Origin of the sequence: Brevundimonas sp. PAMC22021 (genome assembly GCF_019443405.1) — a bacterium.
Lineage (GTDB): Bacteria > Pseudomonadota > Alphaproteobacteria > Caulobacterales > Caulobacteraceae > Brevundimonas.
On the sequence record NZ_CP080376.1, the window covers coordinates 849,437 to 875,405 of the forward strand.

A 25,969-nucleotide genomic window follows, 5' to 3' on the forward strand; every position below is an offset into this window, starting at 1 on the left:
GCTCAGGCCGCCTGTTCTCGGGCGGCCTGATGCGGATCGTAGTTGAGAATGGGCGCCAGCCAGCGCTCGGCGGTGGAGACCTCCCAGCCCTTGCGCGCGGCATAGTCCTCGACCTGGTCGCGGTCGATCTTGCCGACGCCGAAATAGTGGCTGCCCGGATGCCCGAAATACAGGCCCGACACCGAGGCCGGCGGCGTCATGGCGAAGCTTTCGGTCAGGGCCATGCCTGCGTTCTGACCGGCGTCCAGCAGGCGGAACAGTGTGGCTTTTTCCGTGTGATCAGGCTGGGCCGGATAGCCGGGGGCAGGGCGGACGCCCTGATACTGCTCGGCGATCAGGGCGTCCACGCTGGTCTGCTCGTCCGGCGCATAGCCCCAAAGCTGCGTGCGCACTTCCTTGTGCAGTCGCTCGGCAAAGGCTTCGGCCAGGCGATCGGCCAGGGCGGTCGCCAGGATGGCGGAATAGTCGTCGCCCGCATCCTTGAACCGTTTGGCGATCTCCAGCTCGCCGTGGCCGGCGGTGACGGCGAAGGCGCCGATCCAGTCCTGACCGTCCTCGGCGACGAAGTCGGACAGCGCCAGGTTCGGCTTGCCGTTGGTCTTCTTGATCTGCTGGCGCAGCGTGTGGAAGCGGGCGATCTCCTCGCTGCGGCCCTCGTCGGCATAGACGGCAATGTCGTCGCCGATCGCCTGGGCGGGCCAGAAGCCGACGACGCCGCGCGCGGTGAACCACCTCTCGTCGATGATCCGCTTCAGCATGACCTTGGCGTCGGCGAACAGGTCGCGCGCCGCCTGGCCCACCACCTCGTCGTCCAGGATCAGCGGATAGCGCCCGATCAGCTCCCAGCTGGCGAAGAAGGGAGTCCAGTCGATGTGGTCGGCCAAATCCTGCAGGTCCCAGCCGTCGAACGCCCGCACGCCGACGAAGCTCGGCTCGCCCACCGGCGCCTGATCGGACGCGGGCCGCCAGCGATTGTCGCGCGCCTGGGCCAGGGTGGTCCGCGCCTTGACTTCCTGGCCGCGTGCGTACTGTTCGCGGATGCGAACGTATTCGTCGCGGGTGGCGGCTTCGTTCCTGGCCCGGTCGGTCTTGGACAGCAGGCCCGACACCACGCCGACCGCGCGGCTGGCGTCGATGACATAGGTGGTCGAACCCGCCCGGTAGGCCGGCTCGATCTTCACGGCCGTGTGCGTCCGGCTGGTGGTCGCCCCGCCGATCAGCAGCGGGATGTCGAACCCGCGCCGCTCCATCTCTGCCGCCACGAACACCATCTCGTCCAGCGACGGCGTGATCAGGCCGGACAGGCCGACGATGTCGACGTTGTGGGCCTTGGCCTCGTCCAGGATGCGATCGGCCGGGACCATGACGCCCAGGTCGATCACCTCGTAATTGTTGCACTGAAGCACGACGCCGACGATGTTCTTTCCGATGTCGTGGACGTCGCCCTTGACCGTCGCCATCAGGATGCGGCCGGCCTGTTCGCGCGGCTTGCCGGCCTTCTCTGCCTCCATGAAGGGTTCCAGCCAGGCCACGGCCTGCTTCATCACCCGCGCCGACTTCACCACCTGCGGCAGGAACATCTTGCCCGAGCCGAACAGGTCGCCGACCACATTCATGCCGTCCATCAGCGGGCCTTCGATGACGTGCAGCGGACGTTCAACGCCTAGCCGCGCTTCTTCGGTGTCGGCCTCGATGTATTCGGTGATGCCGTTGACCAGGGCGTGCTCGATGCGCTTGCCGACCGGCTGCTCGCGCCACTTCAGGTCCACGACCTTGGCCGCGCCCTTTTCGCCCTTGTAGGACGGGGCCATGTCCACCAGCCGCTCGGTGTTGGACACGTTGGTCCGCTGCGGCCGGTTCAGGATCACGTCCTCGACGGCCTCGCGCAGCGCCGGGTCGATGTCGTCATAGACCGGAAGATCGCCGGCGTTGACGATGCCCATGTCCATGCCGGCCTGGATGGCGTGATACAGGAAGACGCTGTGGATCGCCCGGCGCACGGGCTCGTTGCCGCGGAAGCTGAACGACACGTTCGACACGCCGCCGGAGACGCGGGCGTAGGGCAGGGCGCGCTTGATCTCGCGCGTCGCCTCGATGAAGTCGACGGCGTAGTTGTCGTGTTCCTCGATCCCCGTCGCCACGGCGAAGATGTTGGGGTCGAAGATGATGTCCTCGGGCGGGAAGCCGACCTCGTCGACCAGGATGCGGTAGGCGCGGGTGCAGATCTCGATCTTGCGTGCGGCGGTGTCGGCCTGACCGACTTCATCGAAGGCCATGACCACGACGGCGGCGCCGTAGCGCAGGCATTTGACCGCCTGTTCACGGAACTCCGCCTCGCCCGCCTTCATCGAGATGGAGTTGACGATGGGCTTGCCCTGGACGCACTTCAGCCCCGCCTCGATCACCTCCCATTTGGAGGAGTCGATCATCACCGGCACGCGGGCGATATCGGGCTCGGCCGCGATCAGGTTCAGAAAGGTCCGCATGGCGACGGCGCCGTCCAGCAGCCCCTCGTCCATGTTGATGTCGATGACCTGGGCGCCCGCCTCGACCTGCTGCCGGGCCACGTCCAACGCGGCGGAGTAGTTCCCCTCGACCACCAGCTTGCGGAATTTGGCCGAGCCGGTGACGTTGGTCCGCTCGCCGACATTGATGAAGATCGGTCGCATCAGGCGTAGGCCACCCAGCCGTGCCAGTTCATGGCATGATAAAAGTGTTCGATGTCGGCGAAGCCGGCTTCGGTCAGCAGGGTCTCGTCGCGAGCAGCCGTCACCAGCCCGGGATTGCCGCGATGGCTGGCCCGGGCGTTCTTCAGCGTCTCGGCGTCGACGCCGTTGGCCGCAGCGAAGGCGACGTAGCGGTCCATGTTGCGGTCGAACAGCGGACTGTCCGCACTGTCGCAGCGATCAACCAGAACGAAAGGCGCACCCGGCTTTATACGTCGACGAATCTGCTTCAGCGTCTCCAGCTTCGAGCCGTCGTCAGGCAGGATGCCGAGCACCAGGATCAAGGTGGCGCCGTCGAACGGACCCTCGGGCGCGGCTTCCACGCCGCCCTCGATCAGCTCGACCCGCCGCATGGTCTCGTCGCCCAGGATGTGGCGGGCGAGGTCCAGCATCTTCGCCGCCGGATCAACGCCGGTGAAGCGCCAGCCCGGTCCGGCCTTCGCCAGCGCCTGGGTGTCCATGCCGCCGCCGGCGCCGACGACCAGAACATGGCCATCGTCGGGCACGCGCTCGCCCAGCAGGACGCCCGCCATCTGCAGCACGCCGGGCTGGCCGGGCATGAAGGCGCGCGGGCCCTTTTCGACGTATCTGGCGACAAAGTCGGCGTCGGCGAAATTGAAGGCGGGCTTGCTCACGCCACCATCTCGAACGGCTCGAGACCGGACAGGCGCAGGGCGACTGGTCGTTCCGGAATGGCTCTCGGCGTCACGCCCGCCACTTCCTCGGCGACGTGCTTGATGTGGTCGGGCGTCGTGCCGCAGCAGCCGCCGACGATGTTGACCAAGCCGGAGGCGGCCCATTCCTCGATGAAATGGGCCGTCTCGTGGGGTTGCTCGTCATACTGGCCCATGGCGTTGGGCAGGCCAGCATTGGGATAGGCCGCGACCAGGGTGTCGGCGACGCGGCTCAGCTCCGCAATGAACGGGCGCATCAGGTCGGCCCCGAGCGCGCAGTTGAAGCCGACGGCGAACGGTTTGGCGTGGCGGACGCTGTTCCAGAAGGCCTCGGCCGTCTGGCCCGACAGGGTGCGGCCCGAGCGGTCGGTGATGGTGCCCGAAATCCAGATCGGCAGGGCATCCATGCCCTCGTCTTCCAGGTCCTTGATCGCCTTGATCGCGGCCTTGCAGTTCAGCGTGTCGGTGATGGTCTCGATCAGGTAGAGGTGGACCCCGCCCTCGTTCAGCGCCCGGACCTGATGGCGATAGGCGTCATAGACCTGGTCGAAGGTGACTAGGCGCGCGCCGGGGTCGTTCACGTCCGACGACATCGACAGCATCTTGTTCAGCGGCCCGATCGAACCGGCGGCGAAACGGGGCTTGTGCGGTTCCTTTTCCGTCCAGCGGTCGGCGGCGGCGCGGGCCAGTTTCGCGCCCTCCAGATTGATGTCCCAGACGGACTGGGCGTCCAGGCGATAGTCCTCCTGGGCGATGGTGGTGGCCGAGAAGGTGTTGGTCTCGGAGATGTCGGCGCCGGCCGCGAAATACTGGTCGTGCAGGCCGGCGACGATGTCGGGCCGCGTGATGCAGAGGATGTCGTTGTTCCCCTTCATCTGGCGCCTTTCGTCATAGCCGTTCGCCGCCACGAACCGGTCCCCCTGAAAGTCAGCCTCCGACAGGTCCCGTCGCTGGATCATCACGCCCCAGCTGCCGTCCAGCACCAGGATGCGTTCCCTGGCCGCTGCATGCAGGGCGGCGATGCGTTCTGCGCGGGTCATGCAAAGGCTCCAGCAGCAGGAAGGGACCCCTCCGTCTCGACGCTGGCGAGTCGATCCACCTCCCCATTTGCGATGCAAACAGGGAGGAGAGCGTTTCTCCTCCCTGTCGCGAAGCGATGGGGAGGTGGCGCGGCGCGGCTTTGCGCCGTGACGGAGGGGTGCGGCCGCGGGCTGATCACGCCGCGACCCTCTGTTCACGCACGCCCAGCACCCGACAGATGGCGTAAACCAGGTCGGCGCGGTTCAGCGTATAGAAGTGGAAGTCGGAGAAGCCTTCCTCCTGCAGCCGCGCGCACGTCTCGGCGGCCACCGAGGCTGCGAGCAGCCGGCGAGTGTCCGGATCGTTGTCAAGCCCGTCGAAATGCGCCTCCAGCCACGCCGGAATAGCCGCCCCGCACGAGCTGCTCATCCGCTTCAGTCCGGCGAAGTTGGACACCGGCATGACGCCGGGGATCAGCGGGATCGATACGCCCGCCGCCCGCACCCGGTCGCGGAACCGCAAGAAAGCATCAATGTCGAAAAAGAACTGTGTCAGCGCCCGCGTGGCGCCGGCGTCCACCTTGGCCTTCAGCACGTCGATGTCGTGCTCGATCGATGGGCTCTCGGGATGCTGTTCCGGATAGACGCCGACGGTGATGTCGAAGCCGCCGATGCGCTGGATGGCCTGCGCCAGCTCCGTCGCATTGGCGTAACCATCTGCGTGAGGTTGGTAGACGCCGCCGATGCCTGTTGAGCCATTTGGGCCGTTCGGCGGATCGCCGCGCAAGGCCACGATGTGGTCGACGCCGATGGCCTTGTAGCCCTCGATCACCTCATCTACCTCGGCGCGGCTGGCCTCGACGCAGGTCAGGTGGGCGGCGGGGCGCAGAGAGGTCTCGGTGATGATCCGCTGCACCGTGCGGTGCGTTCGCTCGCGCGTCGATCCCCCCGCGCCGTAGGTAACGGAGACAAAGTCGGGCCGCAGCGGCTCCAGCCGCCGGATCGCCTTCCACAGATTGGCCTCGGCCTCGTCCGTCTTGGGCGGAAAGAACTCAAACGACACCTTGACCGCATCGCGGTTCGAGCCCGCGCGCGCCACGGGTCCCAGCGGCGACAGCAGCAGCGCCCGCGCCTCGGCCAGGCTCGTCGACGATCCCTTCATCAGGCGACGCTCCTTTGGGCGACGGTCTCGCGCTCGGCGATCCAGATGGTCACGGTCAGGCCCTCGGATTCAGGGGACAGGGCGATGGGAGCGGAGGTCTTCAGCCCCGCCTCCGTCAGCCAGCCGGAGATCTCATTGTCGGAAAAGCCCAGCCGCCGATGTTGATGCGCTTCGCGCATGTGCTCGAACGTGTGCGGCGCGAAATCGACGATCACCAGCCGCCCGCCGGGCATCACCAGCCGCGCGGCCTCCGCCGCCGCCGCCGCCGGATCGGCGAGGTAGTGCAGCACCTGGTGCACGATCACCAGGTCCGCGCTCTCGGCCGGCAGGCGGGTCGCAAAGATGTCGCCGTGACGCAGTTCGACCTTGTCCAGCCCGGCCTTGGATGCGTTGGCGCGGGCGATGTTCAGCATGTTCTGGCTGAGATCCAGCCCGACCGACATCTTGGCCCGGCGCCCGAACAGGGTCAGCATCCGACCGGAGCCGGTGCCCAGATCGACCACCCGCTCGAACGGTCCCGAGCCGATGGCCCGCTCCAGCGCCGCCTCGACCGCGCTTTCGCTGACATAGAGCGAGCGCAGCTTGTCCCACTGGGGCGCCACCTGTTCGAAGTAGCGCGCGGCATGCTCCTCGCGGTCGCGCCGAACCTCGTCCAGCCGCCGGTGATCGGCCTCGCCCGCGTCGTCGGCCAGGATGTCCAGCACAGTGTCGATCAGTCGCCGCGCCTGGGCGTCATGCGACAGCCGATAGTAGACCCGTGCCCCGTCCGGAAACCGCTCGATCAGTCCGGCGTCGGTCATCAGCTTCAGGTGGCGCGACACGCGCGGCTGGCTCTGGTCCAGCACCCGCGACAGCTCCATCACCGACAGCTCTTCCCCCGCCAGCAGCGACAGCACCCGCAGCCGCGTCGGCTCTCCGGCGGCTCGCAAGGCTTCCACGGTCTGGTCGGCGTTCAGGTTCATGCCTGACATATAAGGATATCCTTATATGTTTGTCCAAGAGAAATGACGACGGCCAGTCACCTCGACGACACGCGCGTCTACACGCATCATTGCGCAATGGAGACGTTCCCATTCATCCTCGACGACGCGTATGCCGCCGTCGCCTGCGACGACGCACGAGAGGAGGAGGCTGACGCTTGGAGCGAGGCTCTGGTGGGCGACGCCGTTCAATGACCTATGGGCTGCGGCGGAGTGCCTCTGGTGAGACTTTGTTAGCCGGCCGTCGGGGCACGGTGCGTCAAGTTGGATAAATCTTCAGCAAAAACGCTGCAAGCAACCGGTCCGTTGTCGCAGCGCTACTGAAGGCGATCCTTCTCGGCAAGCATCGCGCCATAGGCATACGCCGCCCGGATATCTTCGGCCTCTAGGTACGGAAAGTCGGTCAGTATGTCTTCTGCCGTCACACCGTCCGCCAACATGTTGAGAACTTGGTCAACGCCGATACGCATGCGGCGAATGCAAGGCTTGCCGCCAAGCACGCCTCGCTCTTTGGTGATCCGTGCGAGCAAGGGCGTGGACATCTCCGCAGGCGGCGAGAGGTCGTCGATCCAGCGCGCGGCATCGCCGTTCCAGACCGCATTGAAGCCCACATCGTATTTCTGCGCGGCAGATGCCAGAATGGGCCGTGTTCTTGCCGATGTAGGCGTGACCATATACCCGGTGATGCCGTCTCTCAGCACGGCGAGTTCGCTCATCTCATCGCGTCGCCAAGATATGGCGATCAGCACACAGATGGCTGCGTCCAACTGATCCTGGTTGGCCTTCTTCGGCGAGGTTTTACGACTTGCCTCGCGCGCCCAGAGTTCAAGGTCGGGAAGGCGCCGGCGCTGTGCATGATCAGCAACACCTTCTGCGACCATCCGCCAGTCGTCCGGTGAGAACTGCGCCCTTGACGCGGGATTGTACTTGGCCGCTCGACCTCTTGTTGAAATCTCATCGATCATCGACGGCAGCGCGAGCGCTGGAAAGACTTCGATAAGGAAGATGCCCGAGGCGCATGATCTCGCCGCTTCTGGGTTCTCCCTTGCACCCAAGCTATCAAGGAAAGACCACACGGGTGCAGCGTCGCCGAACATGGACGCCTTGCTGCGATTAGCCGGCTGGACGCCGCCTTTCAGGCGATTCACCAAAGATCCCGCCACGCGCTCCACAGGCCGGCACCCGCCGCGGTTCGGCACAAGGGTCGGCTGGTCCAAGGCGATCAGGACATAATCGGAATTCGCCTTGGCGTCGCAAATGGCGTCACTGGCTTGGGCGAAGGTGGCTGAGGTAGGCGGCGTAAAGTTGGAGGGTTTCCCGTCTTCGAACTCCATGAGCGCAATTGCGCCCGGCTGTTTAGGATTGTCGGTCCAAGCGGAGTCGAAGCCGATGAAGACCTCCTTCGTCACCGCCCGAACTTCTGGAACTTGATCCGATGGGGGATCAGGCTGTCGGCGCCCAGGCGGCGCTTCTTGTCTTCTTCATAAGCTTCGAAGTTGCCTTCGAACCATTCCACATGGCTGTCGCCCTCGAAGGCCAGGATGTGGGTCGCCAGCCGGTCCAGGAACCAGCGGTCGTGGGAGATGACCACGGCGCATCCGGCGAACTCCTCCAGCGCCTCCTCGAGGTTCTGCAGCGTCTCGATGTCCAGGTCGTTGGTCGGTTCGTCCAGCAGGATCAGGTTGCCGCCGGACGCCAGGGTCTTGGCCAGGTGCACGCGGTTGCGCTCGCCGCCCGACAGCTGACCGACCTTCTTCTGCTGGTCGCCGCCCTTGAAGTTGAACGAGCCGACATAGGCGCGCGAATTGATCTCGCGCTTGCCCACCATCATGATGTCGGTGCCGCCCGAGATCGCCTGCCAGATGTTCTCGTCCGGCTTCAGGTCGTCGCGCGACTGGTCGACATAGGCCAGCTTGACCGTCTCGCCGACCTTGATCGTGCCGCCGTCCGGCGTTTCCTGCCCGGTGATCAGCTTGAACATGGTCGACTTGCCGGCGCCGTTGGGGCCGATCACGCCGACGATGCCGTTGGGCGGCAGCTTGAAGGTCAGGTTGTCGAACAGCACCTTGTCGCCGTACGACTTCTGCAGGCCCTCGACCTCCAGCACCACATTGCCCAGGCGCGGACCCGGCGGGATCTGGATCACGGCGAAGGACTGGGCCTGACGGCTGTTCTCCTGATCGGCGACCATCTTCTCATAGGCGGCCAGACGCGCCTTGGACTTGGCCTGGCGGGCCTTGGCGCCCGAGCGCACCCATTCCAGTTCGCGAGTGAGGGCGCGCTGGCGAGCCTCCGATTCCGACTGCTCCTGCACCACGCGCTTCTGCTTGGCCTCGAGCCAGGACGAATAGTTGCCCTCGTGCGGATGTCCGCGCCCGCGGTCCAGCTCCAGCGTCCACTTGGTCACCTGATCCAGGAAGTAGCGGTCGTGGGTCACCAGGATGACGCAGCCGGGGAAGTTCTCCAGGTGGTGCTGCAGCCAGGCGACGGATTCCGCGTCCAGGTGGTTGGTCGGTTCGTCCATCAGCAGCATGTCGGGCTTGCTGAGCAGCAGGCGGGCCAGGGCCACGCGGCGCTTCTCACCACCGGACAGATTGGTGACCTCCCAGTCGTCGGGCGGACAGCGCAGGGCGTCCATGGCCATTTCGATGCGGCTGTCGATGTCCCAGACGTCGCCGGCGTCGATCTTTTCCTGGAGGCTGGTCATTTCCTCCATCAGTTCGTCGGTGTAGTTCTCGCCCAGCTCGCCGGCCACGGCGTTGAAGCGGTTGACCCACTGCTTCTCCTCGCACCAGGCCTCGACGTTCTCGCGCACGTTCAGGGCCGGATCGAGATGCGGCTCCTGCTCCAGATAGCCGCGCTTGATCCCGTCGGCGGCCTTGGCCTCGCCCTGGAACTCCTTGTCCAGGCCGGCCATGATCTTGAGCAGGGTGGACTTGCCCGAGCCGTTGACGCCGACCACGCCGATCTTGGCGTCGTTGTAGAAGCTCAGCCAGATGTTCTCGAAGATCTTCTTGCCGCCGGGAAAGGCCTTGGTCAGGCCCTGCATCTGAAAGATGTATTGCTGCGCCATGAGGTGCGGTGCGCCCTTGGGTTCGTGGTGCGAGGGGGAGTTTCGGCGTCGGATGTAGCGGTCGCGCCCGACGAGATCAAACCCTAGCGGCCCGGCGCGGCCGTTTGATGGCGACCTCTAGAGCGTATAGCCGCCATCGGCGACCAGGCCCGCGCCAGTGATCGACCGGGCGGCGTCCGACAGCAGAAACACGATCTGCTCCGCGATCTCTTCGGGCTTGGCGTAGCGGCCCAGCGGCGTGGCGAAGGACGCCAGACGCGCGAAGGCAGCCTCTTCCGAGCCGGTCTCGGCGATCAGGTCCTGAAAGAAGCTCATGCCGCGCCAGATCGGCGTCTCGACCCCGCCAGGCAGGACGGCATTGACGCGCAAGCCCCGCGCCGCGCCTTCCTTGGCCGCCACCCGCGTCAGCTGCAGCAGTCCGGCCTTGGATGCGCCGTACGCGCCTGTGCCCGGCTCGGCCTTGATCGCCGACGCCGACGACACCGCCACCATCGCCCCGCCGTCGCGAAGCAGCCGCATCCCGGTTCGCAGCGTCAGAAAGGCGCCGTCTAGATTGACGCCCAGCACCCGCCGCCAAGCGTCCAGCGACAGGTCCGCGATCGCGCCCGCGTCCGACACGCCCGCGCAGGCGACCACGCCGTCCAGGCCGCCGAACCGGCCACGCAGTTCCGCCTCCAAGGCGTCCCACCTCATCTCGTCGACGATGTCGAAGTCAGCAACTACCCTTTCGACCGACGGGGGCAGATCGGAGCCCAACGCCTCCAGTCCCGCTCGATCCCTGTCGATCAGCACCAGCCCCCGTGCGCCGTCCGCCGCCAGCCGAAGCGCCGTCGCCCGGCCGATCCCGGAGGCCGCCCCGGTCAGCAGCACGACGCCTCGGGCGGGAGCGGGCAGGGGCGTGTCAGGCATAGTTGAAGCTCACCGAAATCCGGTCCGACTTGGCCGCGTTGACCGGCACCTCGTGCCGCAGCCAGCTTTCCCACATCAGCACTGTGCCGGGCTGGGGGTTCAGATAGACGAACGGCCGCTCGGCCTCCGACGCCTCCTCGCTGACGGAGGGCCTGGCCATCATCATCGGCAGGCGCGGGTCCTCCAGCTTCAGCGCCGAGGCGCCGGGCGGCGTCTCCACATAGACGGTGCCGCTCAGGAAAGCGTGCGGATGGATGTGGCCCGTGTGCCCGCCGCCCGGCTTCAGGATGTTGACCCACAGGTTGTCCAGGCGTGGTTTCCTCGCAAGGTCGAAGTTCAGCGCCCGCGCATAGGCCAGCGCATGCCGATCCAGATGCCGCTTCAGCTCCGCGAACTCCGGCAGACGCTGCGGCAGGTCGTTCAGAGAGCCATAGGAGGTGTAGCCGCGATACCCGTTCGCCCGACACCACCGCCTTCCGCCCTCGTCCTCTTCCGCCAGCATCCGGCAGGCGTCGGAAAGCTGCTGGTTGAACGCGGCGAACCCGCGCCCTTCCGCCAGCGAGGCTTCGTAGACCTGGGTGACGAACAGCGGGCGCAGCGACATGAGCAGGGGATAGCCTTCCGGGACGGCGAGGTGAAGGCGGATACTCTTTCCTCCCCACATCGTGGGGAGGGAACCGCCGCGCCACCCCCTCCGTCACGGCGCAAGCGCCGCGCCACTTCCCCATCTGCGATGGGGAGGAGAGGAGACCGGTCTTCTCCCTCCCCGTCCGGGGAGGGTGGCTGAGCCCCAAAGGGGCGAAGCCGGGTGGGGGCGGCCATGCGACCCATCGGTGGCCTGTCCGGCTTCACGCCGCGCGCCCCTGCCGGGCCGCCCCCACCCGGTCGCTGACGCGACCACCCTACCCGGACGGGGAGGTAGAGGTGCCTCCTCGCCGCCCGCTCCCTTCCTTCCCTTCCTCCCCGTCACCCTCGCCCTTGTGGCGAGGGTCCAGACTCCCGGTGCTCCACGTCAAAGACCGGGAGTCTGGATCCTCGGGACAAGCCCGAGGATGACGGGTAAAACGTGTCAGCCAGCGCATCAGCGGCGACAAAACCTAGGTGCATCAGATCCCTAGCCGTTCCTCGCCCCCACTTCCCCGCCTGGGTTCAAACCCGTGTCACCCTGCATCCGTCTCGTCGCACTGGAGGGCTCGCCTGGCCTGCGACCTTGCGAGCGACGGGAGCGGATGGAGCGGGAGGTCGTGGGGGTTCGCCTTTGCGGCCGCCGGTGCTGAACTCGGTTCAGCGCCGAGAGGGTAGAGGGGGATACTCGGCCGGTCCAGGGACAGCCTCGCAGGGCTGCCTGCCCACGTCACCCTCGGGCTTGACCCGGGGGCGCAGGCTTAGGACTTAGGCGCTAAGACCGCCACCATCCCACGGTCCTGGCTTGCAGACACAAATCATCCGCGCGGGGCGTCAGGTTTCGTCGAAACGGTAACCCCTACCCATACTCCGAGCGAAGACCCGCCGCCCCGTCCGCCCTCCAACCGGATGCCCACAGCAGGCCGGGGCTTTTGCGCGTCACCAACCCAGCCGCGCCTCGCCGCGCAGGATCGCCTCGGCCTCCAGCGTGTGCTTCGTCTCGGAGCCCCGCTCATGCATCACCAGCGGCGGCAGCAGTCGCAGCGGCGCCTTGCCCGTCTTGATCGCCTGCACCAGCACCCGCTTGGCCGGCTGATCGGCGAACGGGTGGATCGGCCGGATCGCGAACGACCCGGCCTTGTCGCCCAGCAGCGCCAGCAGGTCGGCCAGACGATCGGCCCGATGGATCACCACGATGCGGCCGCCCTCTCGCACGGCCTTGAGCAGGAACCGCGTCCAGGCCTCCAGCCCGTCATCGGCCATCCAGGCGTCGCGCTTGCCCGGTCCCGGCGCACGCATCGCGCCCGGATCGTCGAAAAAGGGCGGATTGCTGATCGCCCAGTCGAATGGCGGGAGGTCCAGCGCGCGAAAGCCCGCCGCCACGTCGCCGACGACGACCTCGGCGCGATCCGCCATGCCGTTCAGCGCCGCATTCTCCCGCGCCAGATCGGCCATCAATGGATCGCGCTCCAGGCCGACGACGTGCGCGCCGAGGCATCGCGCGGCGACCTGCATCAGCGCGCCGCCCGCGCCGCAGCCGGCCTCGATCACCCATTCGTCGACCTCGACGCCGACCGCCGCCGCCAGCAGCGCCGCGTCCATCCCCGCGCGATAGCCGGTCGCGGGCTGACGCAGCCGCACCCGGCCGCCGAGCAGCCCGCTCTCCCTGACCTGGGACATAATGGCCATCCTCTCCACCGCGCTCGCGGGTCGAAGCGCCTTGACCCCCAAAGGGGCGATCACCATTGTGCGCCGCATCGCGACCCGGCAAGCCCGGCGCGGCCGTTTGTCATGGGCGCGCCTCCCGCGCCTTGCGTTTCGAAAGAGTTTTCCTTGGACGCTGTCCTCGCCGCCGCTCCCCGCTCGAAGGGAGATGTCGACGCCCTTGTCCGGCTGGCCGAGGTCGACATGGCGGCCGTCGACGCCCTGATTCTGGACCGGATGCAGTCGGACGTGCCGGTGATCCCGCGCCTGGCCGAGCATCTGATCGCCGCGGGCGGCAAGCGTCTGCGCCCGCTGCTGACGGTGGCGGCGGCGCGTGCGGTGGGCGCCGCGGGCGACATCGGCGGACCGCTGCGGCTGGCGGCGGCGGTCGAGTTCATTCACACCGCGACGCTCCTGCACGACGACATCGTGGATGCGTCCGAGCTGCGACGCGGCAAGGTGGCGGCCCACCTGATCTGGGGCGCGCCCACCAGCGTGCTGGTGGGCGACTTCCTGTTCGCCCGCGCCTTCGAGTTGATGGTCGAGACGGATTCCCTGCGGGCGCTGGGCATCCTGGCCGCCGCCTCGCGCGTGATCTCAGAGGGCGAGGTGCTGCAGCTGACGCGCGCCCACGACCTGAATCTCGAGCAGGACACCTATCTCACCATCATCTCGGCCAAGACCGCCGAACTGTTCGCCGCCGCCGCCGAATCCGGCGCCGTGGGCGCCGGCGCCGATGACGCGGTGGTCAAGGCCATGCGCGACTACGGCATGGCGCTGGGCATCGCCTTCCAGCTGGCCGACGACGCGCTGGACTACGGCGCCTCGGCCGAGGCCCTGGGCAAGAACGCCGGCGACGACTTCAACGAGGGCAAGGCCACCCTGCCGCTGATCCTGGCGGTCGCCCGCACCCGGGGCCGCGAGGACGCCTTCTGGGAGAGGACCATCACCAGGGGCGAGCGCACGCCGGACGACTTCCGCCGCGCCCGCGAGATCATCCTGGGGTCGGGCGCGGTGCAGGCGACGCTGGATCTGGCGGGCGAATATGCGGACGCGGCCAAGGCGGCGCTGTCCATCCTGCCGGACTCCGAATGGCGCGCGGCGCTGGAGGCGCTGGCCGACTTCGCCGTCTCGCGTCCGGCCTGATCGCGCTTGGCCGCCCTGGACGACCAGGTCCGCGAGGCCGATCCCGACCGCTGGCTGTCCAGCCGCTTCGTCGCCGACGAGCGCCTGCGCGCCGACCTGATCGCCCTCTACGCCTTCGAGGCCGAGCTGCTGGCCATCCCCACTCGCGTAACCCAGCCGCTGCTGGCCGAGATGCGATATGCCTGGTGGGCCGAGCAGATGGACGGCGTCTTCTCCGGCGAGCCGCGCCTGGGCCACCCGGTGCTGGAGGCGCTGACCGATCTTGTCGGCCGCCATGCGCTTGATCGCGCCCCGTTTGACGCCCTGATCGAGGCGCATATCGGCCGGGTCCACGGCGAGGCGCACGACCTGGACGCCTTCTACGTCGGCCCGATGCAGGCGGCGGCCCAGGTGCTGGCCGGCCCCGGCCATGCCGCCAGGATCATTGAGGCTGGCCGGATGCGCGGTCTGGCTCAGACCGGCCGGGCGGAAGAGGCGAGGGCGCTGCGTCCCGCCGCCAACCGGGCGCTGAAGGCTCTTCCGGCGCAGGCTTTTCCGGCCGTCGCCCACGCCGCCCTGATCCGATCGGACGCGCCCGAGCCCGTCAAGCGGCTGCGTCTGACCTGGGCGGTGCTGCGGGGGCGGGTGTGACGCGCCGGTTCGGCTGACCCTCGAACGCCCAACGCAGCGTGCGCGCCACGCCCCGCGTCTGAGCCCGCAGCAGTGGCTGGCGCAGCACGGGCGAGGGAAAGCCGTGCATCCGTCGCGCCCACTCGGGCAACAGATCGACGCCGGCCTGCATGATCAGCCGCTGCACCGGCTCGGCCGTGCGGGATCGCGCCGGCTGGTTCAGCACCAGATGCGCCACCTCCCGCGTCCGCTCGTCGACCATCAGGGCGGGGCGGCCGGCGTGCAGCATCCGCCGCGCCTCGTCCCGGCTGCGCGGCATCGGGTCGGCCCCCAGCATGGCGCCGACAACCGTCATCTCCTGGAGATACCGGTCCTGATCCTCAACGGACATGCCCGGCTCGCCGTAACGGATCCAGGCATGGAGAAAACTCCACGCCTCCGTCACATGCACCCAGGCCAGCAGCGCCGAATCGTTGGCGGCGTAAGCTTTTCCGCTCGGCAACACGCCTGTCACCTGATCGTGGATGCGCCGCACCCGCCCGATCACGCCCTCCGCCTCCTCACGCCCGCCATAGGTCGTCATGGCGATGAACCGCGCCGTCCGCCTCAGCCGCCCGTGCATGTCTGCGCGGAAGTTCGAGTGATCCCACACACCCGCCAGCACCGCCGGATGCAGCATCTGCAGCAGCAGGCCCGACACGCCCCCGACCATCATCGAGGTCACGTCGCCATGCACCCGCCAGGCCACCGAGTTCGGCCCGTACAGCCCGTCCGGACGCCGCACCACCGGGCTCTCGCCCTTGTCCGGATCGTTGAAGATGCGCACCACCCGCTGGGCGATCGCACGGCGCACCGGATCGGTCAGGGAGGCGGCGGACGGTGGATCGGGATAGGCCATGACGCCTCAACGCGCGAGCCGACCCCGACGCTCCTTCAGCCGTCGTCGCGCCAGGACTTCAGGCCCTCCAGGGCCCGCACGCTCATCAGCCGCTTCTTGGCGCGCCCGCGCTCCTTCATCGGAATCTTCTGGCCGTTCTCGTCGACCTTGGGCGCCTCCAGCGGCGGCAGGAGGCCATAGTTGATGTTCATCGGCTGGAACTTGGAGCCTTCCAGGTGCCCGCCGGTGATGTGCTCGACCAAGGCGCCCATGGCCGTGTGCGCGGGCGGCGCCTCCAGCGTGCGACCCAGCGCCTGCGCGGCCGCCAGCCGGCCCGCCAGCAGCCCGGTCGCGGCGCTCTCGACATAGCCCTCCACCCCCGTCACCTGGCCTGCGAAGCGCAGGCGCGGATGGCTCTTCAGCCTCATCTGCCGGTCCAACAGCTTGGGCGAATTCAAGAAGGTGTTGCGGTGCAGCCCGCCCAGCCGCGCGAACTGCGCGTTCTGCAAGCCGGGGATCATGCGGAACACATCCGCCTGCGCGCCGTGCTTCAGCTTGGTCTGGAAGCCGACCATGTTGAACAGCGTGCCCAGCGCATTGTCCTGACGCAGTTGCACGATGGCGTGCGCCTTGACCGTCGGATTGCGCGGATTGGTCAGGCCGACCGGCTTCATCGGTCCGTGGCGCAGCGTTTCGCGTCCCCGCTCGGCCATCACCTCGATGGGCAGGCAGCCGTCGAAATAGGGAACGTGCTCCCACTCCTTGAACTCGGCCTTGGGGCCATCCAGAAGGGCGTCGATGAAGGCCTCGTACTGATCCCGGTCCATCGGGCAGTTGACGTAGGCGGCGGCGTCGCCGCCCGGCCCCTCCTTGTCATAGCGCGACTGCCGCCAGGCGATGTCGAAGTCGATGCTGTCGGCGTGAACGATGGGCGCGATGGCGTCAAAGAAGCTGAGGCTTTCCTCGCCCGTCGCACCCAGGATCGCCTGCGCCAGGGCGGGCGAGGTCAAGGGGCCGGTCGCCACCACCACGTTGTCCCAGTCTTCGGGCGGCAGTCCGGCGATCTCCTCGCGCACGACCGTGATCAGCGGATGCGCCTCCAGCCGCTGCGTCACGGCTTGGGAGAAGCCTTCGCGATCCACCGCCAGGGCGCCGCCCGCCGGCACCTGATTGGCGTCGGCCGCCGACATGATCACTGAATCCAGCGCGCGCATCTCGGCATGCAGCAGCCCCACCGCGTTGAACTGCCAGTCGTCCGAGCGGAACGAATTGGAGCAGACCAGCTCGGCCAGGCCGTCGGTATGGTGCGCGTCGGTGGTTACGCCGTCCCGGCGCATCTCGTGCAGGACCACCGGCACGCCGGCCGAGGCGATCTGCCAGGCGGCTTCGGAGCCGGCGAGGCCGCCGCCTATGACGTGAACGGGACGGGTAGGGGATGCAGCATCGGTCATCGCGGCCTTCTAGCGACCCCGGCCCGCGCCGTCAGCCTCCTCGCGCGGCAACGCTCTGGCTTTGAACCTGCGACTGCGGCTATCGTCGCCGCGTCCAGCAGCAGGGGAGCACGGACATGAGCTTATCGGCCACCGAAGCGGCGTTCGAAGGATTCCGCATCGTGCGACGCAAGCCGATGGTCGTCGTCTGGTGGGCGCTGGTCTATGCGGCGCTGTTCATCCTGGTGTTCGCGCTGGGTGGACCGCAGCTGATCGAGTTGACCAACGTCATGGAGACCATGGATCCGGCCAGCCCGTCGCAGGCCGATGTCCAGCGGGTCATGATGATCTACGCCTCCCTGTTCTGGCTCGTGCCGGTCGGGCTGCTGTTCGGGGCGGTGCTGAACGCGGCCATCGCTCGGGCCGTACTGCGGCCCGAGGAAAGCCGTTGGGGCTATCTGCGCCTCGGCCGCGACGAGATGCGCATCCTCGGCGTGACCGTCATTCTGGGCCTGCTGTTCGGCCTGCTGAGCCTTGCTTCCGCCTCGCTGATCGGCGTGGTCGGCGCCATCGCGACCACGACCGGACAGGCGGTTTTGTGGCTCGTGGCGGTGATCGTCGGCGCCGCCGCCCTGGCCTTTGTCGTGTTTCTGGCCATTCGCCTCAGCCTGACCGTTCCGATCACCTTCACCGAGAAGCGGATCGCGCTGAAGGAGTCCTTTCGCGCCACCAAGGGCGTGTTCTGGCCGCTGCTGGGCATGGCGGTTATCGCCGTGATCATGAGCCTGGTCGTCAACCTCCTGGGCGGCGTCGTCGCCCTGCCGATCACGCTCGCCACAGGCGGCCTGCAGTCGCTGTCGGCCATGGAAGGCGCGCCGATCGGCGAGGTGCTGGCGACCGCCGCGCCCGCGATCATCGCCTGGATCGTGATCAACAGCCTGCTATCGGCGCTGCAACTGGCGGTGATCTACGCGCCCTTCGCCGCCGCCTGGCGAGACATTCGACCTTCGGCCTGAACCGCGAGAGCCCCGCCGCGGAGCGCGTGGCATCTGGCCGGCAACGGTGCGGCGACGGAGACGACGCGGACGCCCGTCGCCTCCGCCTGATCCTCAAGCCGCCGCTGTCTTCTTGGCTCGGGTGCGGGGCGCCTTTTCGGGCGCCGCCGCCTTCAGCTCGGACACGCGTGCGACGCGCCGCTGCTCGTGCCGATCCAGCACCTCCTTGAGGTAACGGCCGGTCCAGCTGGCTGGGTTGTCGGCGACCTGCTCGGGCGTGCCCACCGCGACGATCTCGCCGCCGCCGTCGCCGCCCTCGGGACCGAAGTCGAGCAGGTGGTCGGCGACCTTGATGACGTCGAGGTTGTGCTCGATCACCACGATGGTGTTGCCGGTCTCGACCAGCTCCTGCAACACCTCCAGCAGCTTTCTCGTGTCTTCGAAATGCAGGCCGGTGGTGGGCTCGTCGAGGATGTAGAGGGTGCGGCCGGTGGCGCGCTTCGACAGCTCCTTGGACAGCTTGACCCGCTGGGCCTCGCCGCCCGACAGGGTGGTCGCGGGCTGGCCGACCTTGACGTAGCCGAGGCCCACCCGCTCCAGCGTCAGCATCTTGTCGCGGATCGGCGGCACGGCCTTGAAGAAGTTCGCCGCCTCCTCGACCGTCATGTCCAGCACGTCCGAGATCGACTTGCCCTTGAACACGATCTCCAGCGTCTCGCGGTTGTAGCGTTTGCCCTTGCAGACGTCGCAGGTGACATAGACGTCGGGCAGGAAGTGCATCTCGATCTTGATGACGCCGTCGCCCTGGCAGGCCTCGCAGCGCCCGCCTTTGACGTTGAAGCTGAAGCGGCCGGGGCCGTAACCGCGCGCCTTGGACTCCGGCAATCCCGCGAACCAGTCCCGGATCGGCCCGAAGGCGCCGGTGTAGGTCGCAGGATTCGAGCGCGGGGTGCGGCCGATCGGCGACTGGTCGATATCGATGACCTTGTCGAAATGCTCCAGCCCCTCGATCCGGTCGAAGGGGGCGGGCGCTTCCGAGGCGTTGTTCAGCCGACGCGCGGCCGCCTTGTACAGGGTCTCGATGGTGAAGGTGGACTTGCCGCCGCCGGATACGCCGGTAACGCAGGTGAAGACGCCGACCGGGATCTCACCGGTGACGTTTTTCAGATTGTTGCCGGTCGCGCCTGAGATCGTCAGCATCTTCTTGCGATTGATCGGACGGCGGCCGTCTTCCGGCAGGGCGATTTCGCGTGCGCCGGTCAGGTACTGTCCGGTCAGGCTTTGCGGATTGGCCATGACCTCGGCCGGCGTGCCCTGGGCGCGAATTTCACCGCCGTGGACACCGGCGGCCGGTCCCATGTCGATGACGTAGTCGGCGGTCAGGATCGCCTCTTCGTCATGCTCGACCACCAGCACCGAGTTGCCGAGATCACGCAGGCCCTTCAGACTTTCCAGCAGGCGCGTGTTGTCGCGCTGGTGCAGACCGATCGAGGGCTCGTCCAGCACATAGAGCACGCCCGTCAGGCCCGAACCGATCTGCGAGGCCAGGCGGATGCGCTGGCTCTCACCACCGGACAGGGTGCCGGACGACCGCGACAGGTTCAGATAGTCCAGCCCCACATTGTTCAGGAACCGCAGTCGGTCGGTGATCTCCTTCAGGATGCGGCGGGCGATGTCGCGCTGCTTGTCGGTCAACTGATCCTCGACCGTCGAGAACCAAAGATAGGCCTTGGATATCGACAGGTTGGAGATGTCGGCGATGTCCTCGCCGGTCACCTTGACGGCCAGCGCCTCGGGCTTCAGCCGCTTGCCGTGGCAGGCCTCGCACGGCGTCTCGGATTGATAGCGGCCCAGCTCCTCGCGCACCCAGGCGCTGTCGGTCTCACGCCAGCGCCGCTCCAGGTTCGGCAGCACGCCCTCGAACGGCTTTGAGACCTCATACTTCCGCGCGTTGTCGTCATAGGAGAACTTCACCTTCTCCGACTTGGTGCCGTGCAGGATCACGCTGCGCGCCTGCTCCGGCAGCTCACGCCACGGCTTGTCCATCGAGAAGCCGTAGTGACGGCTCAGCGCCTGCAGCGTCTGGGTGTACAGCGGCGACGGCCCCTTGGCCCAAGGCGACACCGCCCCTTTGTGCAGGGTCTTGTCGCGGTCGGGGATCACCAGGTCGGCGTCGAACGCCAGCTTGACCCCCAGGCCGTCGCAGACCGGGCAGGCCCCGAACGGATTGTTGAACGAGAACAGCCGCGGCTCGATCTCGCTGATGGTGAAGCCGGACACCGGGCAGGCGAACTTCTCGGAAAAGACGATGCGGCGCGGCTCTTCGCCCTCTGCCGCTGACGCCCATTCGGCGGTGGCGATGCCGTCGGCGAGGCCCAGCGCCGTCTGCAGGCTGTCGGCGTAGCGACCCTCCAGCCCCGCCTTGGTGACGATGCGGTCCACCACGATGTCGATGTCGTGCTTGAACTTCTTGTCAAGTGTCGGCGCGTCCTCGATCGGATAGAACTCGCCGTCGATCTTGACCCGCTGGAAGCCCGCGCGCTGCCATTCGGCCAGTTCCTTGCGGTATTCGCCCTTTCTGCCCCGCACCACGGGCGCCAGCAACAGGATGCGCTCACCGTCCGGCAGGGCCGTCAGCTTGTCCACCATCTGGCTGACGGTCTGGCTCTCGATCGGCAGACCGGTGACGGGGGAGTAGGGCACGCCCACCCGCGCCCACAGCAGGCGCATGTAGTCGTGGATTTCCGTCACCGTGCCGACGGTGGAGCGCGGGTTCTTGGAGGTGGTCTTCTGTTCGATGGAGATGGCCGGCGACAGGCCCTCGATCAGGTCCACGTCCGGCTTGCCCATCAGCTCCAGGAACTGGCGCGCATAGGCCGACAGGCTCTCGACGTAACGCCGCTGACCCTCGGCGTAGATGGTGTCGAATGCCAGCGACGACTTGCCCGAGCCGGACAGGCCGGTCATGACCACCAGCTGCTCGCGCGGGATGTCGACGTCCACGCCCTTGAGGTTGTGCTCGCGGGCGCCGCGAACGCGGATGAAGTTGTGCTTTTCGGTCATGCCTGTCGGGAACGCGGAGGAGGCCCCGGCGGCTCCGGAGCGACAGCGGTATATGGGGACTGATCCGCCGCATTCAGCAAGAACAATGTGCGAACATTGCGGCGGCTAGTCCGCCAGGAACTCTCCCACGTTCAGGATCACCACGCAGCTGTAGTCTCCGGCGCCATCCGTCGAGCAGCCATCGACGCCCGAAGGGTCGCGCTCCAGCTTCTGGCTGAAGCGCCAGGTGCGGCCCTCCGCCTCCAGTTCCGAACCGATGCGGGCGCTCCAGTCCCCCAGCCCGTCGTAAAAGGCGCGCGCCGTCGAGCCGGTGCAGGTGAAGCGAAGCTGGTTTCCGCCCGGTTCCTTGTCATAGGCGCCGGAAGTCGCCGCCTGGGCGATGCAGTCGGCGTAGAAGCGGCCTTGAGGCGGGGCAGGCTCTCCGGCCGCCCGTTGCACCGTGGGCGGCCCGGACGGCGGCCGGGGCATGCTCGAGCAGGCCGCGACCAGCAGGAAAATGGGTGCGCAGAGCAGGGCGAGACGCATCGGAAATCCTCTCTCGGGCAATCCTGTCACGTCCTTGTGTCGAGAGCCAGAATGGGACGCGGGATCATCGCCTCTTGCGCCGACGTTCTCAGCGCACCATCCTCACTCGTGAACGGCAAGGAGGCTCGAGCATCATGATCAGCGCACTGGCGACCGGACTGGCTCTTTCCGCCCTGCTTCTCGCCGCGCGCGGCGCTCAGCCGAAGCGAGAGCGCGTGCCGGTCCGAGCTCGGTCGCAGCGTCGCCCTCGCGCCTGACCCGGCTTTAGCCCCACGCCTCCACGGTCCCCCGACGACGAACCGCACTGGGAGCCGAAAGCGTCGTGCGCGGCTCCGCCTCGGCGCGGCCGAACAGCCAGCCCTGGCCCATGTTGACGCCGGCGGCCTTCAGTTCGGAGGCTACCGCGTCGGTCTCGATCATCTCGGCGATGGTGGTGAGCTTCATCGACGCGCACAGTTCGACCAGCGAGCGGATCAGGGTGCGCGCGCGACCGTCCTTTTCGATATCGCGAACCAGTGAACCGTCGATCTTGACGGCGTCCACCGACAGGCGACGAAGGTAGTCGAACGAGGCTGAGCCCGCGCCGAAGTCGTCGATGCACACCTTGACGCCGGCGTCGCGCAGCACGGCCAGACGCCGGTTGGCGGCCTCCACATCGGCCATGGCCGCCGTCTCGGTCACCTCGATCATCAGGCGACGGCGATCTTCGGGAAAGCCGCTGGTCATCCGCAGCAGCGAGGCGACATAGGCGTCGTTGGCGAGCGAGGCGGCCGAAACATTGACCGCGATCTTCAGCAGGCCGGCGCCCGGCTGGCGCAGGCGCTGCACCACCTTCTCGGCGACAACCAGGTCGAACTGCTCGATCAGCGCCAGTTCCTCGGCCATGCGGATGGCGTTGGCGGGACCCACGTCGCTGCTGAACCGGGACAGCGCCTCGAAGTGGTGCACGGCGCGCGTGCCCAGGTCCACGATCGGTTGATAATGGACGACGAAGTCCCGCTGCTTCACGACCGTCCGGAACGTCTCGGCGTCCCGCAGCGTCCGCTTCAGCGATTCTGCGAAAGCCAGTTCGGGGTTGGCGAGGCCGCCTTCCTTCAAACAGCCTTCGATGGCGAAACGCATGGCGCGCAGTGCGCAAAGGGGTTCGGCGCCGGCAGGAATTGCAGCGCCGACGGCCGCGGTGTCCAGAACCACGCCTTCAGCCTTGCCCGCTTCGCGCACTTCGGCGGCGAGATCGCGTTTGTCGGCGGCCGACTGGATCAGGGCGAAGCGATCGTGGGTCAGCTGAGCTGCGGCCGAACCGTTGATTGCAGCGGACTGCAGGGTGGCCTGAATGCGACGCGCGATCCGCTCGGCGGCGTCCGCATCGGCGGCGGCCAGGCCATGAACGTCCAGGAAGACCAGCGACACCGGCGCCGCGCCCTGCGATCCCCCATCCACCAGCATGCGGCCGACCGAGGCCAGGAAACCCTCGCCGTCCAGCATAGGCGCGGCGTCCAGATCGGCCGCCGCAAAGGCCGGACCTTCGTAGCTGATCGACAGCGAAACGGCCGGCGCCAGCTGCGGCAGCATGAAGGCGCGCACCGTGGCACGTCGCACCCGCTGCTCCGAGCAGTTGATCAGAACTTCCACCGGCTTCGATCTCAGACCGGGCGTCAGCCCGGCGATCAGCCGATGATAGGCGGCCGGATCATGCAGCAGTTCGGCGAACGGTCGGTTCTGCCAGATGGTCGCGGCGTCCTGACCCGCCACCGGGCCCGCGCCCATCGCGAAGCGGATTACGCCATCCCTATCGACCTCGGCGAGCCCGTCGGACGATGCGAAAGCCAGACCCAGAAGGCGGACGGTGAGGTTCATGGACGTCAGCTTGCCCGGTTATCCTTAAGAAACAGCGACGCCTGCTTGGTTAACGAACGTGGGTGGGCGAGCGGCTTGGCTATGCTGTGCGGTTCAATGCAAAGGCGCGCCCGTCGCCCGCGTGGGCCTGGCCGCCGGCTCCATAGGCGGAGGCGGGGGTGCGCGCGGCCGCGACCTCCTGCGCGATCGCCTGCATCAGGCCTTCCGAAATCTTGCGCGCTGCGTCGACCGCGCGACTGTGGCGAGCCAGCACCGTCTCGAACGCTTCGGTAGCCTTCAGCAAGGCGGCCTTGTCGGCGGCCGGCGCAAAGGCGAGCAGCGCCGGGTTCGCCTTCACATGGGCGCTGTCGCGGCGGTAAAGATTGGCCAGCTCCTGGGTCTTCGGCAGGCTGGCGGCGGCGTCCTGCGGGCGCTGGGCCTCAAAGGCGCGGGTCTCGTCGGCCAGGCGGATCGTCAGAGCCTTTGTCAGATCAACCAACTGGCGGATCCGCGCTGCGGCGAGTTCGGCGTCGGGCGTCATGGACGTTGCTCCTGCATCTTCAGCATCTCAGCCATCACCGTGTCCGCCAGACCGATACCGCCGGCGGCGACGGTCTTTTTGGCCATTTCGTCGAGCATGAAGCCGCGCCACGTCGCCTCCGCCTGACCGCCGCCAAAGGGGCCATCGGTCTTCAAGCCCTCGAACATCGGCTTCAGCATCTGAGCCAGGAAGCTGGCCTCGAAGGCTTCGGCGGTTTCGCGCACCTTGGCCGCGGCGCCCGACGGTTGCGATGGCGCTGCGCGGAGCAGGTCGGCGGAGACGGACAGGTCGCTCATGCTCACATCACCTCGATGTCGGCCTGCAGCGCGCCGGCGGCCTTGATGGCCTGCAGGATGGAGATCATGTCGCGCGGGCTGACGCCCAGGGCGTTCAGGCCATTGACCACGGTGGACAGGCTTTCACCGCCGCGCACGATGCGCATCTCGCGGCCAAGCTCTTCCTCGATGGCCACCTGGGTGTCCGGGACGACCGCCGTCTGACCCTGGCTGAAGGGGGCGGGCTGGATGATCTGCGGCGTTTCCTGGACCGAGACGGTCAGGTTGCCCTGGGCGACTGCGACGGTGGAGATGCGCACGGCCTCGCCCATGACGATCACGCCGTTGACCTCGTCGATCACCACCTTCGCCGGCGTGTCGACCCGCACCGGCAGGTTCTCGACGCGCGAGATGAAGCCCGCCAGGCCCATGTCGCCAGGCGCCCGTAGCGCCACGACCGTGCCGTTCTCGGCCAGGGCGCTGTTCGGATAGGCTGCGTTGATCGCGGCGGCCACGCGCTGGGCGGTGGTGAAGTCGGGATTGCGCAGGTTCAGCCGCACCTCGTTCATGTTGGCCAGCTCAAAGCCGGTCTCGCGCTCCACCACGCCGCCGGAGGCGATGCGCCCGGCCGTCGGCACGCCTCGCGTCACCGACGATCCGGAGGCGCCGGACGCCGACACCGCGCCGGTCTGCACCGAGCCCTGCGCCACCGCATAGATCTGGCCGTCGGCGCCCTGCAGTCCGGTGACCAGCAAGGTGCCGCCCAACAGGCTCTTGGCGTCGCCCATGGTCGAGACCGACACGTCGATGCGCGAGCCCGGAGTGGCGAAGGCCGGCAGTTCGGCCGTGACCATGACGGCCGCCAGGTTCTTGGTGTTGGCGTTGGCGTCGCGGATGTTGACGCCCAGCCGCTCCATCATCCCTTCCAGCGACTGGCGGGTGAAGGGCGAGTTGCGCAGGCTGTCGCCCGTACCGTTCAGCCCGACCACCAGGCCATAGCCGACCAGCTGATTGGTGCGCACGCCCTCGACGGCGGCGATGTCCTTGATGCGGGACTGCGCCTGCGCCGCCTGGCCTGCGCCCAACAGGGCGAGCCCCGCCGCGAAGGGGACGATCAGTCTGGCCAGCAATTTCTGCATGGGTCGGGTCCGTCGGAAACTAGCGATGACCAGCCTGCTAGGATCGTGCCGCCGGAAAAGGTCAGCCCCGTCAACGAGAAAGCCGCGCCGAGCGGAGATCGGGCGGCAAGATTTGCCGATCCATTAACCAAAAGGTGACGGGTGCGCCGCCTTAGTCGCCTTATAGCCGGGAGCATGCCGCGATGAAGATCACAGGATCGACCGGACCCCGCGCCGCCCAAGGGTCGGCTGCCGCTCGTCCTCAGTCTGGGGCAGGCTTCAGCGTCGCCGGTCCTGGCGGGGCGTCTGCGGCGGCGTCGCCCGCGGCTGCTTCCGCCACCTCATCGGCTTCGGGCGTGACCAATGTGTCGGCCCTGATGGCGCTTCAGGGCGTGGAGACCGCGACGGAACGGCGGCGACGCGCGATCCGGCGCGGCGGCGGTCTGCTCGATCGGCTGGATGAACTGACGTTGGCGCTTCTGTCTGGCGAGGCGGGGGAGCCGGCGCTGGAGCGGCTGGCGCGTGGGCTGAGGGAAGACCGGCCGGAGGAACGCGAGGCGGGACTCAGCGAGCTTCTGGACCAGATCGATCTGCGCGCCTCGGTCGAACTCGCAAAGGCCGAGATGCGCCGGGCGGCGGCCTGAGCCCTCATTTGAGGCGTCTTTTCAACGTTCAAGCCCGAA

General features: G+C 67.6%; 22 protein-coding genes. 4 read left to right on the plus strand and 18 right to left on the minus strand.

The genetic code is table 11. From position 1 onward, the window contains the following. Window positions 1–2: 2 nt before the first annotated feature. From metH to KY493_RS04175, 10 genes are all read right to left on the minus strand, one after another. Complete coding sequence (metH, locus tag KY493_RS04130; RefSeq protein ID WP_219897723.1) at window positions 3–2,669, minus strand: methionine synthase; 2,667 nt, start codon at window positions 2,667–2,669, stop codon at window positions 3–5. Further along, entirely contained in the window at window positions 2,669–3,361 is a 693-nt protein-coding gene (locus tag KY493_RS04135; RefSeq protein ID WP_219897724.1) for a bifunctional 2-polyprenyl-6-hydroxyphenol methylase/3-demethylubiquinol 3-O-methyltransferase UbiG, read from the minus strand. Before KY493_RS04135 ends, metH begins: the two co-directional genes overlap by 1 nt. After that, the gene (locus tag KY493_RS04140; protein ID WP_219897725.1) at window positions 3,358–4,440 is read right to left on the minus strand and encodes a homocysteine S-methyltransferase family protein; all 1,083 of its coding nucleotides are present in this window, start codon (window positions 4,438–4,440) and stop codon (window positions 3,358–3,360) included. Before KY493_RS04140 ends, KY493_RS04135 begins: the two co-directional genes overlap by 4 nt. Window positions 4,441–4,615: 175 nt before the next feature. Continuing rightward, the gene (metF, locus tag KY493_RS04145) at window positions 4,616–5,581 is read right to left on the minus strand and encodes a methylenetetrahydrofolate reductase [NAD(P)H] (RefSeq protein WP_219897726.1); all 966 of its coding nucleotides are present in this window, start codon (window positions 5,579–5,581) and stop codon (window positions 4,616–4,618) included. Continuing rightward, on the minus strand, window positions 5,581–6,543 hold the full coding sequence (locus KY493_RS04150) for a metalloregulator ArsR/SmtB family transcription factor (protein WP_219898319.1): 963 nt from the start codon (window positions 6,541–6,543) through the stop codon (window positions 5,581–5,583). The genes metF and KY493_RS04150 overlap by 1 nt, the downstream gene beginning before the upstream one ends. 335 nt (window positions 6,544–6,878) lie before the next feature. Next, window positions 6,879–7,970 carry a DUF429 domain-containing protein gene (locus KY493_RS04155; protein WP_219897727.1) on the minus strand — a complete coding sequence of 364 codons (1,092 nt, stop codon included), beginning with the start codon at window positions 7,968–7,970 and terminating at the stop codon, window positions 6,879–6,881. After that, complete coding sequence (gene ettA, locus KY493_RS04160; RefSeq protein ID WP_219897728.1) at window positions 7,967–9,634, minus strand: energy-dependent translational throttle protein EttA; 1,668 nt, start codon at window positions 9,632–9,634, stop codon at window positions 7,967–7,969. Before ettA ends, KY493_RS04155 begins: the two co-directional genes overlap by 4 nt. Window positions 9,635–9,751: 117 nt before the next feature. Continuing rightward, window positions 9,752–10,543, minus strand: a complete 792-nt coding sequence (locus KY493_RS04165; RefSeq protein ID WP_219897729.1) for an SDR family NAD(P)-dependent oxidoreductase — start codon at window positions 10,541–10,543, stop codon at window positions 9,752–9,754. Next, window positions 10,536–11,147 (minus strand): TIGR02466 family protein, encoded by a 612-nt coding sequence (locus KY493_RS04170; protein ID WP_219897730.1) that lies wholly within the window; start codon window positions 11,145–11,147, stop codon window positions 10,536–10,538. Before KY493_RS04170 ends, KY493_RS04165 begins: the two co-directional genes overlap by 8 nt. A 959-nt stretch (window positions 11,148–12,106) precedes the next feature. Then, window positions 12,107–12,847, minus strand: coding sequence for a tRNA1(Val) (adenine(37)-N6)-methyltransferase (locus KY493_RS04175; protein ID WP_219897731.1), 741 nt, complete (start codon window positions 12,845–12,847; stop codon window positions 12,107–12,109). A gap of 153 nt (window positions 12,848–13,000) precedes the next feature. Here KY493_RS04175 and KY493_RS04180 point away from each other — a divergent pair, with 153 nt between their 5' ends. Beyond that, window positions 13,001–14,017 carry a polyprenyl synthetase family protein gene (locus KY493_RS04180; protein ID WP_255568021.1) on the plus strand — a complete coding sequence of 339 codons (1,017 nt, stop codon included), beginning with the start codon at window positions 13,001–13,003 and terminating at the stop codon, window positions 14,015–14,017. Window positions 14,018–14,023: 6 nt separating this feature from the next. Further along, the gene (locus KY493_RS04185) at window positions 14,024–14,647 is read left to right on the plus strand and encodes a squalene/phytoene synthase family protein (protein WP_219897733.1); all 624 of its coding nucleotides are present in this window, start codon (window positions 14,024–14,026) and stop codon (window positions 14,645–14,647) included. Here the strand turns inward: KY493_RS04185 and KY493_RS04190 are convergent. Further along, window positions 14,601–15,524: an oxygenase MpaB family protein gene (locus tag KY493_RS04190; protein WP_219897734.1), complete on the minus strand. Its 924-nt coding sequence runs from the start codon at window positions 15,522–15,524 to the stop codon at window positions 14,601–14,603. The two genes, KY493_RS04185 and KY493_RS04190, sit on opposite strands and share 47 nt — an antisense overlap. A 35-nt stretch (window positions 15,525–15,559) precedes the next feature. Continuing rightward, entirely contained in the window at window positions 15,560–16,954 is a 1,395-nt protein-coding gene (trmFO, locus tag KY493_RS04195; RefSeq protein ID WP_219897735.1) for a methylenetetrahydrofolate--tRNA-(uracil(54)-C(5))-methyltransferase (FADH(2)-oxidizing) TrmFO, read from the minus strand. 116 nt (window positions 16,955–17,070) lie between these two features. Between trmFO and KY493_RS04200 the strand changes: the two genes are divergently transcribed. Then, entirely contained in the window at window positions 17,071–17,949 is an 879-nt protein-coding gene (locus tag KY493_RS04200; RefSeq protein WP_219897736.1) for a hypothetical protein, read from the plus strand. Window positions 17,950–18,042: 93 nt separating this feature from the next. Here the strand turns inward: KY493_RS04200 and uvrA are convergent, their stop codons facing one another. From uvrA to KY493_RS04230, 6 genes are all read right to left on the minus strand, one after another. Further along, window positions 18,043–20,991, minus strand: a complete 2,949-nt coding sequence (gene uvrA / locus KY493_RS04205) for an excinuclease ABC subunit UvrA (RefSeq protein WP_219897737.1) — start codon at window positions 20,989–20,991, stop codon at window positions 18,043–18,045. Between the two features lie 105 nt (window positions 20,992–21,096). Next, window positions 21,097–21,516 (minus strand): hypothetical protein, encoded by a 420-nt coding sequence (locus KY493_RS04210; protein WP_219897738.1) that lies wholly within the window; start codon window positions 21,514–21,516, stop codon window positions 21,097–21,099. A 264-nt stretch (window positions 21,517–21,780) separates the two neighbouring features. Then, window positions 21,781–23,373: an EAL domain-containing protein gene (locus KY493_RS04215; RefSeq protein WP_219897739.1), complete on the minus strand. Its 1,593-nt coding sequence runs from the start codon at window positions 23,371–23,373 to the stop codon at window positions 21,781–21,783. Window positions 23,374–23,452: 79 nt separating this feature from the next. Beyond that, window positions 23,453–23,893: a flagellar basal-body protein FlbY gene (locus tag KY493_RS04220; RefSeq protein WP_219897740.1), complete on the minus strand. Its 441-nt coding sequence runs from the start codon at window positions 23,891–23,893 to the stop codon at window positions 23,453–23,455. After that, a complete protein-coding gene (locus KY493_RS04225; RefSeq protein ID WP_219897741.1) occupies window positions 23,890–24,189 on the minus strand; it encodes a rod-binding protein in 300 nt (99 codons plus the stop codon). Before KY493_RS04225 ends, KY493_RS04220 begins: the two co-directional genes overlap by 4 nt. A gap of 2 nt (window positions 24,190–24,191) precedes the next feature. Further along, window positions 24,192–25,307, minus strand: coding sequence for a flagellar basal body P-ring protein FlgI (locus tag KY493_RS04230; RefSeq protein WP_219897742.1), 1,116 nt, complete (start codon window positions 25,305–25,307; stop codon window positions 24,192–24,194). Between the two features lie 182 nt (window positions 25,308–25,489). Between KY493_RS04230 and KY493_RS04235 the strand changes: the two genes are divergently transcribed. Then, on the plus strand, window positions 25,490–25,930 hold the full coding sequence (locus KY493_RS04235) for a flagellar assembly protein FliX (RefSeq protein WP_219897743.1): 441 nt from the start codon (window positions 25,490–25,492) through the stop codon (window positions 25,928–25,930). Window positions 25,931–25,969 lie beyond the last annotated feature (39 nt).

Excerpts from the sequence above, each read along its gene's own strand:
- metH (WP_219897723.1), bottom strand. The coding sequence starts at position 2,669 with ATGCGACCGATCTTCATCAATGTCGGCGAGCGGACCAACGTCACCGGC.
- KY493_RS04140 (WP_219897725.1), bottom strand. The coding sequence starts at position 4,440 with ATGACCCGCGCAGAACGCATCGCCGCCCTGCATGCAGCGGCCAGGGAA.
- metF (WP_219897726.1), bottom strand. The coding sequence starts at position 5,581 with ATGAAGGGATCGTCGACGAGCCTGGCCGAGGCGCGGGCGCTGCTGCTG.
- KY493_RS04150 (WP_219898319.1), bottom strand. The coding sequence starts at position 6,543 with ATGAACCTGAACGCCGACCAGACCGTGGAAGCCTTGCGAGCCGCCGGA.
- ettA (WP_219897728.1), bottom strand. The coding sequence starts at position 9,634 with ATGGCGCAGCAATACATCTTTCAGATGCAGGGCCTGACCAAGGCCTTT.
- KY493_RS04165 (WP_219897729.1), bottom strand. The coding sequence starts at position 10,543 with ATGCCTGACACGCCCCTGCCCGCTCCCGCCCGAGGCGTCGTGCTGCTG.
- KY493_RS04170 (WP_219897730.1), bottom strand. The coding sequence starts at position 11,147 with ATGTCGCTGCGCCCGCTGTTCGTCACCCAGGTCTACGAAGCCTCGCTG.
- KY493_RS04175 (WP_219897731.1), bottom strand. The coding sequence starts at position 12,847 with ATGTCCCAGGTCAGGGAGAGCGGGCTGCTCGGCGGCCGGGTGCGGCTG.
- KY493_RS04190 (WP_219897734.1), bottom strand. The coding sequence starts at position 15,524 with ATGGCCTATCCCGATCCACCGTCCGCCGCCTCCCTGACCGATCCGGTG.
- trmFO (WP_219897735.1), bottom strand. The coding sequence starts at position 16,954 with ATGACCGATGCTGCATCCCCTACCCGTCCCGTTCACGTCATAGGCGGC.
- KY493_RS04200 (WP_219897736.1), top strand. The coding sequence starts at position 17,071 with ATGAGCTTATCGGCCACCGAAGCGGCGTTCGAAGGATTCCGCATCGTG.
- uvrA (WP_219897737.1), bottom strand. The coding sequence starts at position 20,991 with ATGACCGAAAAGCACAACTTCATCCGCGTTCGCGGCGCCCGCGAGCAC.
- KY493_RS04210 (WP_219897738.1), bottom strand. The coding sequence starts at position 21,516 with ATGCGTCTCGCCCTGCTCTGCGCACCCATTTTCCTGCTGGTCGCGGCC.
- KY493_RS04215 (WP_219897739.1), bottom strand. The coding sequence starts at position 23,373 with ATGAACCTCACCGTCCGCCTTCTGGGTCTGGCTTTCGCATCGTCCGAC.
- KY493_RS04220 (WP_219897740.1), bottom strand. The coding sequence starts at position 23,893 with ATGACGCCCGACGCCGAACTCGCCGCAGCGCGGATCCGCCAGTTGGTT.
- KY493_RS04225 (WP_219897741.1), bottom strand. The coding sequence starts at position 24,189 with ATGAGCGACCTGTCCGTCTCCGCCGACCTGCTCCGCGCAGCGCCATCG.
- KY493_RS04230 (WP_219897742.1), bottom strand. The coding sequence starts at position 25,307 with ATGCAGAAATTGCTGGCCAGACTGATCGTCCCCTTCGCGGCGGGGCTC.
- KY493_RS04235 (WP_219897743.1), top strand. The coding sequence starts at position 25,490 with ATGAAGATCACAGGATCGACCGGACCCCGCGCCGCCCAAGGGTCGGCT.